Origin of the sequence: Ruminococcus flavefaciens ND2009 (assembly GCF_000621785.1) — a bacterium.
GTDB lineage: Bacteria > Bacillota > Clostridia > Oscillospirales > Ruminococcaceae > Ruminococcus > Ruminococcus flavefaciens_C.
Genome location: NZ_KK211348.1, coordinates 83,170 through 99,279 on the forward strand (window position 1 = coordinate 83,170; position 16,110 = coordinate 99,279).

Genomic DNA, 16,110 nt, shown 5'->3' on the forward strand with positions numbered 1-16,110 from the left:
ATTAATTGTTGTAAAAAATAACAATCTTTTTAACTTGTATCCGCGAATATATATCTATTATATACTATTATTTCCTGTTAGTCAAGTATAAAAAGCCCGCTCCCGAGTGTTTTTTCGGGAGCGGTTTTTAAAGAGAGGCTTTACACAAGCTTAACTATGTTTCATGTTTCAGCGAAATACTGCCTTTACACAGTTTCTTCCCGAGGACTTTGCTTCGTATACAGCCTTGTCCATACGGTCAAAGGCAGATGATATGCTGTCATCGGCGGATATGGTCGTAACACCTATACTGCAAGTGATATTCCCTATTTTATCAAAGTTTTCTGCGGCAACTCTCTCCCGGAGCGCCTCAGCGATAGATACAGCTTTATCGGCGTCTGCGTTGTAGAGCACAACTACGAACTCCTCGCCGCCCCAGCGTCCTGCTACAGCCTTCATACCTGCCACAAATCCGTCGATGACCTGAGCGAAGTGTACCAGAGTGGCGTCGCCTGCGGAGTGACCATACAGGTCATTGACCCGCTTGAAAAAGTCAATATCCAGTATCATCATGGCAGCGCTGCCGCCGTCTTTTCGGATACCGTTGATGGTGTTTTCCATTTCGCTCTCGATCTGTCGGTGGTTGTATATGCCCGTCAGGGGATCCTTCAGTGCCAGATCCTCGTAAGTTTTCAGGGTAGTCATCAGCTTTTCGGCGCTCTCGTGAATATCCTGCACCATGAATACGAAACGGAAATCGTCGGGATTAGCGGTCTCGGCGCGTCTGAATATGAGCTTTACCCATATGTATTTGCCCTCAAGGTTCATCATGAGGCAGTCATAGGAGGAGGTGCGTCCCACGGACAGGTTTTTCTTCAGATACTCGGGATCGGTGCGCTCAAGGAAGATGTCCTGATCCTCGGGCCAGATCATATTGACGATCATAAGCCGCCAGTCCGAGTATTTCAGCTGCTGGTTCATGACCTCGTCGGAGATCTCGGTGATGCTGATACTGTTGGTGGTGTCCTTGACCAGATCCACATACATTGAGAAAAGATAGGTATCCTGTATGGTATCCACCTTTTTGGTGGTGAGAGTCTCGTCGATATACTGGCTTCCATCCAGCTCGTCAAGTATTATGAGGTAGACCTCCTCGCTTTTCATGGGGTAAACGGTCATCTGTACTATATGGGTAACGTTATCAACGCTGATGTTGATCCTCTTGCTGTATTTCCCCACGAATTTGCCTGCGGTGGGGATAAACACGCGATAGCCCTCTATGACGGAGTCAGAGCTGTTGTTCAGGTGGTACCAGAGCTTTTCAATAAGATCATGGTAGCTGCCGTCTTTTTCAAGGAAGGTCTCAAAGACTCCCCGTTTTATGAGAGTTCTGTAGGTGTCATTTCTGCCGTCGGCAATGACTACGGCGTCAACGTTGCTGCCTGCAAATCTCATTGCCTCCTCGAGAGTGATCTCGTTGATGTTATCGGTATTCACGTTCAGTCCCCCTAAAAGCTGTATAGTTCAGCTTCCCGCGGCTGTATCATGCCGGAGAAGTTTTATTCTTTATATATATGATAACATATAATAACATTTGAAATGATAATATTCTGTTAATTTTCAACAATTGATATAGCTATTTGTAAGAGTTTACAATCAGAGGCAGCTTTACTTGTGTAAAATGCAGAAAACAGCGGCTTTTCAGAAAAAAGAAAAGTTTTTTTTAAAAAGCACTTGACATCTTATTATTTTTGTGATATTATCATGATAGAAATAACAGAGGAGGTGATGCCGGTGGCAACAGAAAAAGAGTTCCTGTCGGCATATAAGCTCAGCGATTATGAGAGACCTTCGGTGACAGCCGATGTGGCGGCGTTCATGATAAGGTCCGAGGAAAAGACCAGCTATCGCCGCAATCCCGAGAACAGGCTCACATTGCTGCTTATAAAGAGGGGCGGTCACCCCTACAAGGATATGTGGGCGCTGCCGGGGGGCTTTCTCAACTCAAATGAGACGATCGAGGAATGTGCTCTCAGGGAGATAAAGGAGGAGACCAATGTCCTTCCCGTATCCATCATGCCTGTGGGAGTTTTCAGCCGCCCCGGCAGAGACCCGAGAGGCTGGATAATCTCACACGCTTATGTTTCCGTCATCGGGGACGAGTCCGTGAAGCAGGTAGCTATGGACGACGCCTCCGACGCACAGTGGTTCGATGTGGACTTTGACAGGGACGAGGGCGGTGAGTACCACCTGACTCTCAGCTGCGGAGATGTGGTGCTGAGGGCTGTCCTCACCGAGGAGAGCTCCGGCTTCGGACGCACCTCATTCGCCATAAAGGACAGCGGTACCCTTGCCTTTGACCATGCTGCCATGATAGCCTCTGCCGTAACAGCTCTCAGGAGAGCGGCGAGAAGCTACGATACCATTTTTGACTTCCTGCCTGAGGCGTTTACTCTCACCGCCTTTCAGAAGGTGCAGGAGACCATACTGAACGTTTCCTTCCTGCCTGCCAATTTCAGACGAATGGTCAGCAGGTATGTGGAGGAGACAGGGGAGATAGTAAGGGGCGAGGGACATCGTCCCGCCAAGCTCTACAGACGCAAAAACAATGATTAAGGAGGAGATCGTCATGAAAAATATTCTGGTAGTAGTTGATATGCAGAAGGACTTCGTGGACGGAGCCCTGGGCTCTGCTGAGGCCTGCGCAATAGTTCCTGCGGCTGCAAAGAAGATAGCCGCTTTCAAGGGAGAGATATTCGTAACCTTCGACACTCATTCTGAGAATTATATGGACACCGCCGAGGGAAAGAAGCTTCCCGTTCCTCACTGCATAAAGGGCACAGAGGGCTGGGAGCTGGACAAGGATATTGCAGAGGCTCTCAAGGGAAAGAACTTTACTCCCGTTGAGAAAAAGACCTTCGGTTCTGTTGATCTTCCGAAGCTCATAAAAAAGGCAGTTGGCAATGAGGAGTTCACTGTTGAACTAATCGGTCTCTGCACGGATATATGCGTTGTAAGCAACGCCCTGCTCATAAAGGCAAGCTTCCCCGAAACTCCCATAGCCGTGGACGCAGCCTGCTGCGCAGGAGTTACACCTCTTAAGCACGATGCAGCCCTCGAGACCATGAGAAGCTGCCAGATAGACGTTATATAACAGAAAGGATATGATATTATGAAACTTGAACCCATCGTTGTTTCGCTCCTTGACACTGACCTGTACAAGTTCAACATGGACCAGGTCATCTTCCACAAGCACACAGACCTCTGCGGACAGTATTACTTCAAATGCCGCAATAAGGGCATAGTTTTCACTGATGAGATGGTGCAGGAGATAAACGATCAGATCGATCACCTGTGCACTCTCAGCTTCAAAAATGAGGAGCTGGACTACCTCCGCTCTATCCGCTTCATCAAGAACGACTACGTTGAGTTCCTCAGGCTCTGGCACCCTATCAGGGACTACGTTACCGCAGGGCTCAATGCTGACGGCAATCTGGAGATCGTTGTGGACGGTCCGCTGTTTTCGGCTATGCAGTTCGAGATATATCTCCTTGAGATAGTCAACGAGGTATACTTCCGCATGAAGTACGATTACAACAGGCTGAGAAAGTCTGCGGAGGAGCGCCTTGACGCCAAGATAAAGGCTCTGAACGACGGCACATACACATTCAAATTCGCTGAGTTCGGCTGCCGCAGAAGACTGTCCCGTGAGTGGGAGGACGTTGTGGTGAAGCGCCTGTGCACCGAGACCGACAAGTGCGTGGGCACTTCAAATGTGTACCTTGCCATGAAGTACAACGTAACTCCTATCGGCACCTACGCTCACGAGTTCGTGCAGATGTATCAGGGAATAGACTCCATACCCCTTGCATATACCAACCACTACGCCATGAAGGACTGGTATGACGAGTATGACGGCGATAACGGTACTGCTCTTACGGATACTATCACAACAGACCTGTTCCTGCTGGACTTTAACCGCTCAATGGTCAATAACTACACAGGTGTCCGCCATGACAGCGGAGATCCCTATGAGTGGGGCGAGAAGATGATAGCTCACTATAAGAAGTACGGCGTTGATCCTAAGACAAAGCTGCTGCTGTTCAGCGACAGCCTTGATTTTGACCGCGCACAGAAGCTCTACGATCATTTCTGTGACAAGACCAAGGTATCCTTCGGTATCGGAACATTCTGCTCCAACGATACGGAGGAGGAGGCTCTCAACATTGTTATCAAGCTCCAGTATGTAAACGGCAGACCCGTGGCGAAGCTGTCCGACGCTGTTGGCAAGGCAATGTGCCGCGATGAGGAGTACCTTGAGTACCTCAAGCGCTCTGTGGACTTCAGACTGAAAAGAGAAGCCGATAAAAAATAAGTATCCCATACGGAGAAGGCGGTGAGTGAGCCTTCTCCGTTTTTTGTTACAAATGTCACTTTGAAAGTTATTCCTGTCATCTTGTATTTCTGCGCATCTTACTGTATAATCAGAGCATAGAAACACGGAAGGGGGATCACTATGAGAGTTGATTACTACGGAATGGATAATTGTACCTATGATATGTACTGCGGCAGACCTGCGCTGTTTGCTCCCGAGGGCGCAGATGAGGGTATGCTGGCAGGCTACGGTTTCGCAAGGCTTCAGGACGGAAGATATATCCACTTTCTGGATCAGCAGGAATACTTCCACATAATAAACAATGAGGTGAACGGAAGGGTGGTATTCGATCAGGCTACCCACTACATGATAACTCAGTATTACTGGTCACAGTACGCACCTCCGCCGCCTGTAAACCGCTCCGAGGGCGGCACTGTAATGTGCATCATCAGCCTGGCACTGTTCCTGATAAGCCCCTTATTGATACTGGTAAATCCGGGGATCTCAATGCTGGGCTGGATAGCCTCACTGGTGCTTATGATAATCGTCAAAGCCACTTATCCTAAAAACGTATTCGGCACAGTTCTTCTGATACTTCACATCGTTGCTTTTGTCATAGGCTTCATAGCTCTGCTGCTTCTCATGGCAGCCTGCTATGATCTGATGAACCAGTGCAGCCACATTGCCTGAAAGGAGAGAAAATATGAATATACATATCTGTACCGACCACGGTCTCATACCACCCTATGCCATAATGCTAATGCTGTCTTTTGCAGCAGGACTGTCGATTCAGTTCATACTGAATATCAAAGGCGGAATAAAGCGCAATATCGCAGCCTACGGCATTCTCCTCGCAATGCCCATGAGCATTTTCTTTGCACTGCTCCTCACTTATATTTCCACAGGAGGAAAGGCTTTCGGCATATCCTCCATAGGCGGAGCTGTCGGAATGTACGTCAGCGCTCTCACCATGGCTGCCATTACCCGCAGACGGGAGAGCTTCGGAGTCATGCTCCGCAGCTGCACCCTTTCTCTTCCGATGATGTACAGCGTATCCAAGATAGGCTGCCTGCTGGGAGGCTGCTGCCGCGGCATGGATTACAGCGGCGTTATGTGTGTTGAGTACAGCGGTGAGCGAATGGGACATCTCTGCGCATTCCCCGTGCAGATAGCGGAGTCCTTAGCATTTCTCGCTATATTCATGGCGGGCATGGTGATGTATCTCCGACGCAGCAGGAACGCAGTTCCAGCGGTGTTCCTGCTCTCCGCAGGGGCTAAATTCGCCCTGGACTTCCTCAGGGTTTCACACACGGGAAAGGTCATCTCCCTCAATCAGCTGCTCTGCACCGCAGCTGCGGCGGTATGCGTTGCAGTTATAGTCCTTCGGGAGCATAAGTCCCGCGGCTTTGCAGAACGTGCATATAACTGAAAAAACGGCTCACAGTCTTACTGTGAGCCGTCTGTATTATCGGTAAAATCAATGACTCTGTCGCATATCTCAAGAGCCGCAGGTCTGTGTGTCACTATGACCACGGTCTTGTCGGTCATGCTGCGGAGATTTTCAAGGAGCTGCCTTTCCGTACCCTCATCAAGGGCGCTGGTGGCTTCGTCCAGAAGCAGCACGGGACTTTCCGAGAACACTGCCCTTGCAATGGCTATCCTCTGCATCTGTCCCTCCGAGAGACCTGTTCCCCGCTCGCCCAGGAGAGTGTCCGCACCTGCCTCAAGCTCCGAAACGAAGCCGTCTGCACAGGCTATTTTCAGGGCATTGTTCAGCCGCTCGCTGTTGTCCATATCAGCCTTGTCGCTGAATGCCACTACCTCGCGGATAGTTCCGCTCATGAGCTGATTGCCCTGCGGTACATAGGCGAAAAGCCTGTGCCACTGAGGCGTCAGCTCAGTCTCATTTCCCGCTGTATCGGTGAGATAACGCTTGCCGCCGTCCAGCCTGTAAATGCTCATGAGAAGCTTCAGCACTGTGGATTTTCCGCAGCCGCTGTGTCCCGTGAACGCCACATACTCACCCTTTTTTATGTCGATACTGATGTCACTGAGCACCTCAGGCATATCCTCCTTGGACAGCTTCTTTATGCTGTCGGCAGCAGGATAGTAGGTAAAGCTTGCATTGCGTATGCCGAAGGAGCGCAGCTCCTGTGAATAATACCTTCCCACCTCCTCGGTGCTGAGGGGGGCAAGGTCGCTGTCATCGTCAAAGCTCTCTATCTCCATAAGTCTTTCCGCACTGGCGGTCATGGCGTAAAATTTGGGGAGATAGCCTGTGATATTGGCAAAAGGAGTCTGTATCTGTGATATGAGCTGGGTCATGGCAGTGAGGGTACCGTAGCTTATGGTGCCCATTAGTATGCCGTAGCCGCAGTAGCAGACGCCGAAAAGGTACATACCGTTCATAGCAGCGGCAAAGCCTATATTGCAGAGATTGGAAAAGCGGTTCTTCTTCATCCTGGCGGACTTGTGCGCCTTCATTCTGTTGACGGCGTCCTCCTCTGTCTGCTCCTCGGCAGCGAATGTGCGTATCATCATCATGCTGCCGATACGTTCCTGCAGGAACACTCTCAGCCTGCCGTCCTTTTCCTGCACCTGCTTGTGTAGCCCTTTCAGCACCTTGCGGAAGCCGTAGGTGAAAAGCAGCATCACTACCGCGCAGGGGAGAAGTATAAGCGCGAACCGTCGGTCCAGCACTATCATCATTATGACAGCGCTTATCATCTTGACTATCATGCCTGCCAGCCCCGGGAGTATCTCCACGTAGCTGTCTGCCACCACCACGGTGTCGCTGGTGAGGCGGTTCAGCCATTCGCCAGAGTGTACGGCGCTGACAGTGGCGAAGTCCTTGCGGAGGATATTGTCCATGAGCCGTGCCTTGAACAGGTTCTCGAAGGTGGAGCGGGAGAGCTCATTGAGCCACCTCACCATAGCCCTCAGACCTATCTGAACAAGGACCAGTATTACCGTAAGGAGGGTATATCTGAAAAATCCGTCCCTGTCACGGGCTGCGGCGGAGTCTACTATATTCCTCAGCAGCAAAGCGTACAGGACTCCGCTGGCGCCGTGGAGCGCCTGTATCAGTATCAGAGCCAGTATGTACAGCTTCTTTCCTCCGGGGACGGAATAAAGCCATTTTATTGAATTGTTCTTCATTTCTTCAAAATCTGCCTTAGTTTATTTTTTGCCTTTTTGAAGCATTTTCTCAGGGGATAGGTGAAAACGATGAAGCGGCTGTAAAGGCGGTAGTGGAGCTCATTGACGGAATGCTCCCTGCCCTTGCGGACGAAGCCCGTCATAACGCCGATGACGTCCTCCTCCATAATGTTATTCTCCTTGTTGAGACAGTTGTCGCCCAGGGTGACATAGCTGCCGCTGCAAACTTTTACCACGCGGTGGAGCACATAGCTCTCGGGGGGGCGCCTGTAGAGTATAACGTCGTACTTCCTGCACCTCTCCTCGCCCTTGCGCCTTACAGTGAACATATCCCTGTCCTGTTTCAGCAGGGGCAGCATACTGACTCCGCGGTTGGTGTAGGTCATCTCGCCGTTTTTTTCAAGGTATTCTTCGTAAGTCATCTCATGCCCTCATAGGCGGTCACAGCCGCCGAAATATCCATATTGCAGCCCAGGCGGTAGAGAGCGGTCTGCTCTGCCAGCATATCCGCAAGGGCAAGTGTTTTCTGCATTTTTGCCATATCCGAGGGACGGTATATCTGCTGTATCAGCATGGGATAAGCCTCGCCGGGAGATATGGAGACTATGCTGTTTTCCGCGGCTCTTGTGAGTATACATATCGCCTTCAGCGGCACGGATATGTTGGCACCCAGCCTGTGCTTGCCGTTATATGGAGTACCGAATGCTGTGACTCCGTTTCTGTTTATCCTCAGCAGTGGCTTGTCGTCGTTGACCATGACGGCGCGGCTGCCGAAATACTCTCTCCACAGCCTTGTGTGGGTGGATTTTCCCGTTCCCGACTTAGCTGTGAACAGGTAGCCCTCACCGTCAACTGCCACAACAGAGCCGTGGAAGAGAACGGTGTCAAAGTCAGGCATTTTTTCTGCGATCCTGCGGTAGACCGCCAGCTCCTCAAGGTAGCTGTCGCTGTATTCCTGTACAGGGTGCCCCTCGAACCTGTCCTCATCGGCAGAGCGCCGACGCTCAGAGTCGATATCGGACATTGAAGTGGATACGGTGTACTCCGCTTCTTCGTCAGTGAGATAGTCCTTGCAGTAGTCGTGTACCTCATCATAGAGTGAGTCGATACATACCACTCTGTCGGCTATCCGGTAGTTATTTTTTATCATGTTTTTTCAGTGCCTTTACCTCTGCGGTGATCTTTGTGCGATTGACGATGAGTCCTTTGACCCAGCGGCACACATATCCCACGGGCAAAAGTGCCTTGTACCTGCAAAGACGGGGATAGATGTGCTTCATATAGTCATGGTCGGGGAAGAGCCTTGCGCGGACAAAGCCTGCCTTTGAGCTGTCTCCCGAACGGCTTTCGTAATTTTTCATGGCATTGTCGGCAGCGTTGCTGATGGTGCCGTAGGTGCCGTAGTCAAGGAAGCTGTCCAGCAGCTTTTCCTCAGCTTCCGTAAGTTCTGGTATCTCCGGAGAGGAGAAGAGCTTCATGGCAAGAGCCAGACGCTCCTGCTCATATTCCTCAATGCCCAGCTGCTTCATCTGTTCTGAGATATATCCGCGGTCGATGCTGCTGCCCTTTGCCTTCATGAAGATGTAGCAGTCAAGCAGCGAGCGTATACCTGTTCCGCCGCAGCTGTAGTGCTTGTACTCATGGGCGGTCATATACACATAGAAGTCCTCGTCGGACAGGCGGCAGCCGGATTTCCTGCCCTCATCGGGCTTTAACAGACGTTTTGGATCCTGATAGTAGTCATGGAGCTCCTTTGTGTCATAGCTGAACAGACGGGTGTGCATCTCGAAATTCATTACGGGAGGCTTTTTGTAGACATCGTCGGCAAGCTTGCCCACACTTACCGCAGTATAGCCTCTCGCAACCATTATATCCATGACGTCCTTCTGGAAGGCAGGGTCATAGAGTATATCGTTATCGGACATCTCCCGCATACCGCTGCGGGGATAGAGCTCCTTGAGTATAACGCCTTTCATGGGCAGATACCATATGCCGCGTTCTTCAAATTCGGCGGTTATGGCTTCACGCTCTGAGTCCAGCAGGATATTCTTCCTGACAGCCTTGTTGTATGCCTGTATGAATTTTTCATCTGCGGCTCCTGCCTTCTCAAGGGGCACATATACCGCTGCCCTGATGGTATGAGCCTTGCAGAGGCTGTACAGATTTTCAATATCCATAGCCTTTACTTTTTCGGCGTCGGGAGCTGTATCATTTACTGCACAGGCGAGCAGGTATATCAGGTCCTTTTTTATGCCGTTCATTCTGTAACAGCTCCGATAGAGCGGAGCTTGGCGATGACAGCGGCAGTGTCGGTCTCTGCCACTGAGCGCTCAACGTCGTACTTCTCAAGGAGCTTGTCAACAATGGCAGCCTCGGTGGTGTCTGACTTGAGGCACTCGATTATGAAAGCGGCAGTGGGATTGCTGCGGATAAGACCGCTCCATTCGGTACCGCCGGTGGAAACTGTGATGTGTTCCCCCCTTGATTCATGGGTGAGAAAGCCCGGTGAAAGTTTCATGTACAAAACTCCTTTCTGTCAGTCAATGGGGATAATGGGCAGCTCAATGACGCCGCTGTCAGATGTTGTTCCGGGCAGTGACGGTGTGTCAGGCTGTGCGGGGACATCATCTGCTTCGGGAGGGATTATGCCGGCTTCGATAAGTGCAGATGTCCCGGGATCATCTGCTGCGGCTGAGCTGTTTCCGGCAGCTGTAGTAACAGCCGACTCTGTTGAAGCAGCAGTGGTCACCTCGGGGGCTGATCCGGTAGTTCCGGCAGACGTTGTGGTCACAGCAGCGGTGGTATCTGCGGCAGTTGAAGCCGTAGTCGTCTCCGATGAGGAGGAAGGCTTCGAGCTTCCGCCCTTGCCGCCGTTACAGCCCGTCAGCATAAGAGCTGCGGCGAATAATACAGGTAATGTTCTTTTCATAATTTACTCCTCCAAGTTTATACGACCATTATAACACAAAAGCTTGAGAATAGCAAGCTTTGGAAGTAACCTGCGAAAAACAGGCAGCCCATACGGACTGCCTGTATCAAGCTTTTACTGGGGTTCGAGCTCGGGATCACTGGTAGTGATGACGTCCTCGTTCTCAAACTCTATGAGCTCCAGATCGGGAGCAGTGTATTTTTCCTTCATCATGTGGTCTCCTTTAAAGATTTGTTGTAGTCATAAGCAGCCTTGCCGTAAGCGTAGAGCATCTCGCAAACACCGTAGAGATCGCTGCCGATATCACCTTTATCAAGAACGCGCTGAACGTAGGACATGGTGCTGAATGTTACAGACTTACCGCCTATGGTGATGGTGTAGTCGTCAAAGAGCTGATGTGCAGCGATGTCGGGTATCTCGAAGTACTTGCCGTACTTTCCTGTTTTTGAGGTAAGGGTCTTGCCGCCAAGGTCAGCGGTATTCTCTTCACCGTCGTAGTATATTCTGATAGCAGTGTCGGAGTTGAGTACCACCGAGATCTTGCACTTGCCTGTTTCGTCGATCATCTTCTTGTTGGATATGAAGTCGCGCTCAGAGGGAGCGATATTGGGGTGAGCGTAGTAGACATTTGTTCCGTTGAAGTATCCGTCAGCAGCAGTGCAGAGGTGTCTGAGACGTTTTGCAAGCTCAAGGACTTCCTCTGAAAGGCTGTTATTTGCGGAAACAGCTGCGAGATAATTATCGAGTGTCGTTGCGGACTGAGAGTGGTCAAGGAGACCGTAGGAGGTGTTTGCCACGATAAGTCTGTTGCCCTCGTAATCGTATGCCTTCATAGTAACGTCCGAGTTGCCCTGTGAAGCATTGAGGGGATAGGTTATCTTGTAATAGCCATTGATCCACTCGCAGTCGCTGAGATTAGTTTCCATATCTCCGTTGGGACCGTTGATGACTATCTTGTCAAGGCGTTCGGGGCGTGTTATGAAGAAGTTTAGACCGATACTGCTGTTCAGTGTGGCGCTGGTTGCCGAAACTGCAACGATACGCTTATTCAGCTTATCACAGCCTTTAAGCATATTTGTTTTGCCTGTATTGCTTCCCACTTCAAATTCAGAAAGATCAAGCTGCTGGAGTGAAGCACAGTTTAAGAACATAGCGTTCATATTTGTGACACCGGGGGTGCGGAAGCTGCTTACATCAAGCTTCTCAAGATGTGTGCAGTTTGCGAACATACTGTTCATACTGACTACAGATGTGGTGTCGAAGCTGCTGAGATCAAGCTCATAGAGCATTGAGCAGTCGTTGAACATATGGTTCATATCCTTGACCTTAACTGTATTGAAGTTTTTCAGATCAAGCTCATGGAGAGCAGAACAGCCATTGAACATATAGCTCATACCCGTAACATTTGAGGTATCGAATGAGTGGAGGCGAAGCTGCTGAAGATTGCTGCATCCGCTGAACATATTTCCCATGTTTGTAACGTTTGATGTATTGAAGCGCAGGTCAAGAGTCTCAAGGCTTCTGCAACTGTTGAACATTGAATACATATTCGTGACGCTTGAGGTGTTGAATGAACCGAGGTCAAGAGAGGTCAGACTTGAGCAGCCATTGAACATATACTCCATGTGTTCGACCTTTGATGTGTCTATGTTTCCGAAATTGATCTCGGTAAGCTTTGAGGATTTTGAGAACATATGAGTCATATTTGTGACATTTGAGGTGTCGAAATTGCTTATATCCAGTGATGTCAGCCCGGAGCATCCCATGAACATACCATACATATATGTGGCTGAAGATGTTTTAAAGCTGCTGACGTCAAGTGAGGTGAGACCTGAAGCACCGTCGAACATATTCCCGAAATTCGTTACTTTATGGGTCTCGAGTCTGCTGAGGTCAATTGAAGTCAGCTTCTTACAATCGGAAATAAAATAGGACATATCAGTAACATTGCCTGTTTGGAAATTGGTTATGTCAAGGGAGGTAAGACCGCTGCATCCGTGGAACATCCATGTCATTGACTTTACATTGGAAGTATCAAAATGACTTACGTCAAGTGATGTAAGTGCGGCGTCATAATCAAACATATGGCTCATATTTGTTACATTGGAGGTATTAAAGCTGCTTATATCAAGCGTAACGAGCTTTTCGCAGGATGCGAACATGGAGCCCATGTTTGTAACTGCGGAGGTATCTGCCTCGTAAAGGTCAATGGTCTTGGCGTGAAAATATGCAAACAATGATGAGCAGTCAGCAGGCAGCTTTGTGCCTTCGAGGGCAACGACTTTATTGACATTTTTGTTATATCGGTATTTGAGAACTTCACTTCTGATAACTTCTCCGCTGAGTGTGATCAATCCTGTTTCTTCGTCAAAAGAAACTGTTGAAGCAGTTTCCTCAGCATTTGCGGTCAATGCTGTTCCGAACAGTGGCGAACCGCCGTTATATGGCAGCGCACCGCCTATGAGCGCAACAGCAAGAATGGCTGCCGCTGCTCTTCTGATGTGTCTGGTATCCATGGTAAACACTCCTTTTCTGCCGCTTTTGTTTGATCCGCCGCCGCGGCTGGCAGCGGTATGATGTTCAGAGTTACAGTGCAGAGCTAAAGTAAAAAATGCACTTTTGAATGTTTATTTTATCATAATTATTTTAATTTGTCAATACATTTTTTGCTTATTTGCCAAAAAACAGCCTTCTGTCAATATTTTTCCGCAGAAAAAAAGCAGCCCTGAGACTGCCTTTTATGAATATTCTGTTATGAGCTCAGTCCATATCCGGCAGGAAACGTTTGGCTCCCACAAGGTCGGCAACGGTGCAGCCGTCGTCTGCGATAACGCTTTGCCTATGAGTACAAGGTCGAAAACGTCCACGGTTCCGTCACTGTATGGAGAAGTTGTTTTATCTTTGAATGGGAATTAACAGAATGTTTACAATTTCAGCCGCACATTTTGCCGTCCTATCCGTTATAATATATGTAAAAACGGAAAGTTTTTCCGAAAGGAGGTATTTTTATGAAACCATTCAAGCAAATTCTCACTTCATTCCTTGCAGGCTCGGTCATGATGTCGGCAGGAGCTTCTGCACTGCCTGTTACTGCGGTGACTGTGCCTGTGGGTGATGTCAGCATAATCACAGCAGACCGGACACTTGCTCAGCCGAAAGCCTACCCGAAGAACTACCTGGAGGCTCTGGACTTCGTCAATACCTACGGCAGCGGCTGTATTGCTAACGGTAATATCTGCATAGTACAGCAGCGCTCAGACGCCGAGGACGCCTATTACGATATTGTCTGCAAAAGTGTTGACGTCGCAGACGCCAAGTTAAGGTGCATCTATTCCGATGACCTGTACTTTTCTCCCGATATTATTCCAAAGGAGGGCTTTCCCGAGAAGCAGGAGAAGCTCCGCGCACTTATGGAGAAATACGGCATAGCCGAGGACACAGAGTCTCTTGATAACTATTTCAGAGTAGAGGTATATATGTCCTCAACGCCAGATCTGCTGTTCGGTCTCGTTTCGGGCTATATGGACGGGGACAAGCCTGTGGAAACGGATATGCAGCCCTATTTCTTCGGCATCGGAACGGATATTTTCGACAAGAGACAGAGCGACATCTATGAGTTTGCTCCCGACTGCGTTGGTGAGTACAACAGCTTCATAGAAGAAAACGGAGATCTTTCGGCGTCAGGGAAGTATATCATCTTCTGCGGCGATGTTCAGCGGGCTGCGGGCTTCGATGTTACCATGACACAGAGCGGTAAAGGCGAGGTCAAAGAGGTTGCAAGATACGCAGTTAAAGATGTAAAGGCGGATATGTCCGATATAAGCGACGGCAGCGCTGTGAAGACGGTCATCGTTTATGAGCCCACAGCAGAGGGCGAGGTGGATCTGGAGTTCAATATAGCTTCACAGGTCCAGGGAGCAGGCGATCCGAAGAACGTGAAGGGCAGCTTCACCATCACCGCTAAGCCCAATGATCGGTTTGAGATAGTTGAAAACAGGACGGACGTTCCCGAGTGGGTCCCCACGGATTTTGCCGAGGCTCTGGAGTTTGACAGGACCTACGGTGCTACCCGTGCAGCCGACGGATATGCCTGCTGCGTCCGCAGAATGATAAAGGGCAGGAGCTACACAAAGTCAGGCGTTCACGCCCTTGACAAGCAGCAGAAAAATGCGGATCCCGGCAAGGTCTTTGAAAGGACCTTCACCCTTGAGGTCCCCGACAAGAGCGACACCGAGGCATATGAGAGCTATCTTGCCATGCTGAAAAAGTGCCGGCTCACCGAAAAGGACGTTCAGAACGCCGATAAAGAAATATACTATACCGTTGAGGTGTTCAAGCCCGAAAAGAACACCACTCTTTCCGTGTTCTGGGATAATATGTACACATACGAAAACGGCAAGCCAAAGGACTACATAGATCTTGAATTTGCTGTCGATGACAGCGGAAACGTCACTGAGACCGATATTTTCGGCTGGCTTCCCGACTCAATGACAGAGATGAGAGAGTGGATAACGGAGAGGGGCAATGTTACAGCTCATGAGGAATATGTTGTGTTCTCTGTTATTTCAAGTGCATATAATATGGAGATGTCCTATGAGGGTATCCCTGAGATCACAGAGGCATTCAGCTACAGATTTGAAGCTCCTTCCATCGTGACCACATTGGGAGCTCCATATGCAGAGGCGGTGCTCTATCAGGGCTGGAGACAGGGAAAGGACATAATGACCTTCGATTACAGCGGCGGCAAGGGACAGTATGAGCCCGCAGCAAAGACCGTTCAGACAGTCAGCTTTAACCTTGATCTCCATGCCGCGCTGCTTGATGATGCGGGACTTGATCCCCTTGTCAAGGGCGACTGCAATTATGACGGTATGCTGGGAGTTGCCGATGTAGTGGCGCTCCAGAACTGGCTCCTGGGCAGAGATAGTCTCAGAAAGCCCGAAAATGCAGATATTGACGGTGACGGCGTTCTTGACGTATTCGACCTCATGCAGCTGAGAAAGCTGCTGGTGGAGTCTCCTCTCTGGGGAGAGGGTATCGTTGACGATCCCGAGCCTATGATGGTGGTAATCAGTGAGAACTTCGCATGGACTCCTCAGCAGAGAATAACCGTATTTGATCAGAACGGAACGGGATACAACATGGTCTACTCCGCAGACGCTTCCAAGAATGGCAATACATATGGAACTATTATAAATCTCAGTAATGACAGCTGGTATGAGGACATAAAGGCGGTAATGAAGAACGAAAAAGCCAAAAAGCTCTGTATGCCCGATACTGCGGTAGCTCCCACAAGAAAGATAACAGCGGAGCTTGCAGAGCATATGGGCGAGGAATTATCAAAGGGCTATGTTTTCGGCTTTGATATGGGTCAGACAAATACCTTCCTCATCGGAAAGGACGAAAAGGGCGAGCCCTGCTGTCTTGAGATCTTCACCACAGGCGGCTATGTCGCATGGTCTGAGTGTGATGAGATGCGCACATACCTCAAGAAGATCAGCGGAACGGGACTGGCTGCTGATCCGAAAGAAATAAAGAAATTATCAAAGCTTGATTGAATCACTCAGCGGAGCGCCGGAAGCGCTCCGCTTTCTTTGTGCATTTATCACTAATGGACAATGATTTTACAGTGCGAATTGCCGAAAATTAAAAAAGCTCCGCAAACTTG

At 49.5% G+C, this 16,110-nt stretch carries 14 protein-coding genes; 6 read left to right on the forward strand and 8 right to left on the reverse strand.

The window, feature by feature from the left end; all coding sequences use genetic code 11:
* Positions 1 to 168 precede the first annotated feature (168 nt).
* Complete coding sequence (locus T488_RS0113245; RefSeq protein ID WP_028521213.1) at positions 169 to 1,476, reverse strand: GGDEF domain-containing protein; 1,308 nt, start codon at positions 1,474 to 1,476, stop codon at positions 169 to 171.
* A 297-nt stretch (positions 1,477 to 1,773) separates the two neighbouring features.
* Here T488_RS0113245 and T488_RS0113250 point away from each other — a divergent pair, with 297 nt between their 5' ends.
* The 5 genes from T488_RS0113250 to T488_RS0113270 all read left to right on the forward strand — a co-directional run bounded on the left by T488_RS0113250 (position 1,774) and on the right by T488_RS0113270 (position 5,783).
* Positions 1,774 to 2,595 (forward strand): NUDIX hydrolase, encoded by an 822-nt coding sequence (locus tag T488_RS0113250; RefSeq protein ID WP_082320540.1) that lies wholly within the window; start codon positions 1,774 to 1,776, stop codon positions 2,593 to 2,595.
* Between the two features lie 13 nt (positions 2,596 to 2,608).
* Complete coding sequence (locus T488_RS0113255) at positions 2,609 to 3,133, forward strand: cysteine hydrolase family protein (RefSeq protein WP_028521215.1); 525 nt, start codon at positions 2,609 to 2,611, stop codon at positions 3,131 to 3,133.
* Positions 3,134 to 3,151: 18 nt separating this feature from the next.
* On the forward strand, positions 3,152 to 4,354 hold the full coding sequence (gene pncB, locus T488_RS0113260; protein ID WP_028521216.1) for a nicotinate phosphoribosyltransferase: 1,203 nt from the start codon (positions 3,152 to 3,154) through the stop codon (positions 4,352 to 4,354).
* 141 nt (positions 4,355 to 4,495) lie between these two features.
* Positions 4,496 to 5,044, forward strand: a complete 549-nt coding sequence (locus tag T488_RS0113265) for a hypothetical protein (RefSeq protein WP_028521217.1) — start codon at positions 4,496 to 4,498, stop codon at positions 5,042 to 5,044.
* Positions 5,045 to 5,057: 13 nt separating this feature from the next.
* The gene (locus tag T488_RS0113270; protein WP_028521218.1) at positions 5,058 to 5,783 is read left to right on the forward strand and encodes a prolipoprotein diacylglyceryl transferase family protein; all 726 of its coding nucleotides are present in this window, start codon (positions 5,058 to 5,060) and stop codon (positions 5,781 to 5,783) included.
* A gap of 17 nt (positions 5,784 to 5,800) precedes the next feature.
* Here T488_RS0113270 and T488_RS0113275 read toward each other — a convergent pair whose 3' ends face one another.
* The 7 genes from T488_RS0113275 to T488_RS18995 all read right to left on the reverse strand — a co-directional run bounded on the left by T488_RS0113275 (position 5,801) and on the right by T488_RS18995 (position 12,958).
* Positions 5,801 to 7,513, reverse strand: coding sequence for an ABC transporter ATP-binding protein (locus T488_RS0113275; protein WP_028521219.1), 1,713 nt, complete (start codon positions 7,511 to 7,513; stop codon positions 5,801 to 5,803).
* Positions 7,510 to 7,935, reverse strand: a complete 426-nt coding sequence (locus T488_RS0113280; RefSeq protein WP_028521220.1) for a S26 family signal peptidase — start codon at positions 7,933 to 7,935, stop codon at positions 7,510 to 7,512. The genes T488_RS0113275 and T488_RS0113280 overlap by 4 nt, the downstream gene beginning before the upstream one ends.
* Positions 7,932 to 8,663, reverse strand: coding sequence for a hypothetical protein (locus T488_RS0113285; RefSeq protein ID WP_028521221.1), 732 nt, complete (start codon positions 8,661 to 8,663; stop codon positions 7,932 to 7,934). The genes T488_RS0113280 and T488_RS0113285 overlap by 4 nt, the downstream gene beginning before the upstream one ends.
* Complete coding sequence (locus T488_RS0113290) at positions 8,650 to 9,774, reverse strand: nucleotidyltransferase domain-containing protein (RefSeq protein WP_028521222.1); 1,125 nt, start codon at positions 9,772 to 9,774, stop codon at positions 8,650 to 8,652. Before T488_RS0113290 ends, T488_RS0113285 begins: the two co-directional genes overlap by 14 nt.
* Positions 9,771 to 10,031, reverse strand: coding sequence for a PqqD family protein (locus tag T488_RS0113295; protein WP_028521223.1), 261 nt, complete (start codon positions 10,029 to 10,031; stop codon positions 9,771 to 9,773). Before T488_RS0113295 ends, T488_RS0113290 begins: the two co-directional genes overlap by 4 nt.
* A gap of 18 nt (positions 10,032 to 10,049) precedes the next feature.
* Positions 10,050 to 10,442: a hypothetical protein gene (locus T488_RS18060; RefSeq protein WP_037298296.1), complete on the reverse strand. Its 393-nt coding sequence runs from the start codon at positions 10,440 to 10,442 to the stop codon at positions 10,050 to 10,052.
* Positions 10,443 to 10,651: 209 nt separating this feature from the next.
* Positions 10,652 to 12,958 carry a BspA family leucine-rich repeat surface protein gene (locus T488_RS18995; RefSeq protein WP_051536484.1) on the reverse strand — a complete coding sequence of 769 codons (2,307 nt, stop codon included), beginning with the start codon at positions 12,956 to 12,958 and terminating at the stop codon, positions 10,652 to 10,654.
* A gap of 492 nt (positions 12,959 to 13,450) precedes the next feature.
* Between T488_RS18995 and T488_RS0113315 the strand changes: the two genes are divergently transcribed.
* Positions 13,451 to 16,000 carry a dockerin type I repeat-containing protein gene (locus T488_RS0113315; RefSeq protein ID WP_028521224.1) on the forward strand — a complete coding sequence of 850 codons (2,550 nt, stop codon included), beginning with the start codon at positions 13,451 to 13,453 and terminating at the stop codon, positions 15,998 to 16,000.
* Positions 16,001 to 16,110: the final 110 nt, after the last annotated feature.

What these genes read in the sequence shown, in the direction of transcription:
- T488_RS0113255 (WP_028521215.1), top strand. Translation starts at nt 2,609, where the DNA reads ATGAAAAATATTCTGGTAGTAGTTGATATGCAGAAGGACTTCGTGGAC.
- pncB (WP_028521216.1), top strand. Translation starts at nt 3,152, where the DNA reads ATGAAACTTGAACCCATCGTTGTTTCGCTCCTTGACACTGACCTGTAC.
- T488_RS0113265 (WP_028521217.1), top strand. Translation starts at nt 4,496, where the DNA reads ATGAGAGTTGATTACTACGGAATGGATAATTGTACCTATGATATGTAC.
- T488_RS0113270 (WP_028521218.1), top strand. Translation starts at nt 5,058, where the DNA reads ATGAATATACATATCTGTACCGACCACGGTCTCATACCACCCTATGCC.
- T488_RS0113275 (WP_028521219.1), bottom strand. Translation starts at nt 7,513, where the DNA reads ATGAAGAACAATTCAATAAAATGGCTTTATTCCGTCCCCGGAGGAAAG.
- T488_RS0113280 (WP_028521220.1), bottom strand. Translation starts at nt 7,935, where the DNA reads ATGACTTACGAAGAATACCTTGAAAAAAACGGCGAGATGACCTACACC.
- T488_RS0113285 (WP_028521221.1), bottom strand. Translation starts at nt 8,663, where the DNA reads ATGATAAAAAATAACTACCGGATAGCCGACAGAGTGGTATGTATCGAC.
- T488_RS0113290 (WP_028521222.1), bottom strand. Translation starts at nt 9,774, where the DNA reads ATGAACGGCATAAAAAAGGACCTGATATACCTGCTCGCCTGTGCAGTA.
- T488_RS0113295 (WP_028521223.1), bottom strand. Translation starts at nt 10,031, where the DNA reads ATGAAACTTTCACCGGGCTTTCTCACCCATGAATCAAGGGGGGAACAC.
- T488_RS18060 (WP_037298296.1), bottom strand. Translation starts at nt 10,442, where the DNA reads ATGAAAAGAACATTACCTGTATTATTCGCCGCAGCTCTTATGCTGACG.
- T488_RS18995 (WP_051536484.1), bottom strand. Translation starts at nt 12,958, where the DNA reads ATGGATACCAGACACATCAGAAGAGCAGCGGCAGCCATTCTTGCTGTT.
- T488_RS0113315 (WP_028521224.1), top strand. Translation starts at nt 13,451, where the DNA reads ATGAAACCATTCAAGCAAATTCTCACTTCATTCCTTGCAGGCTCGGTC.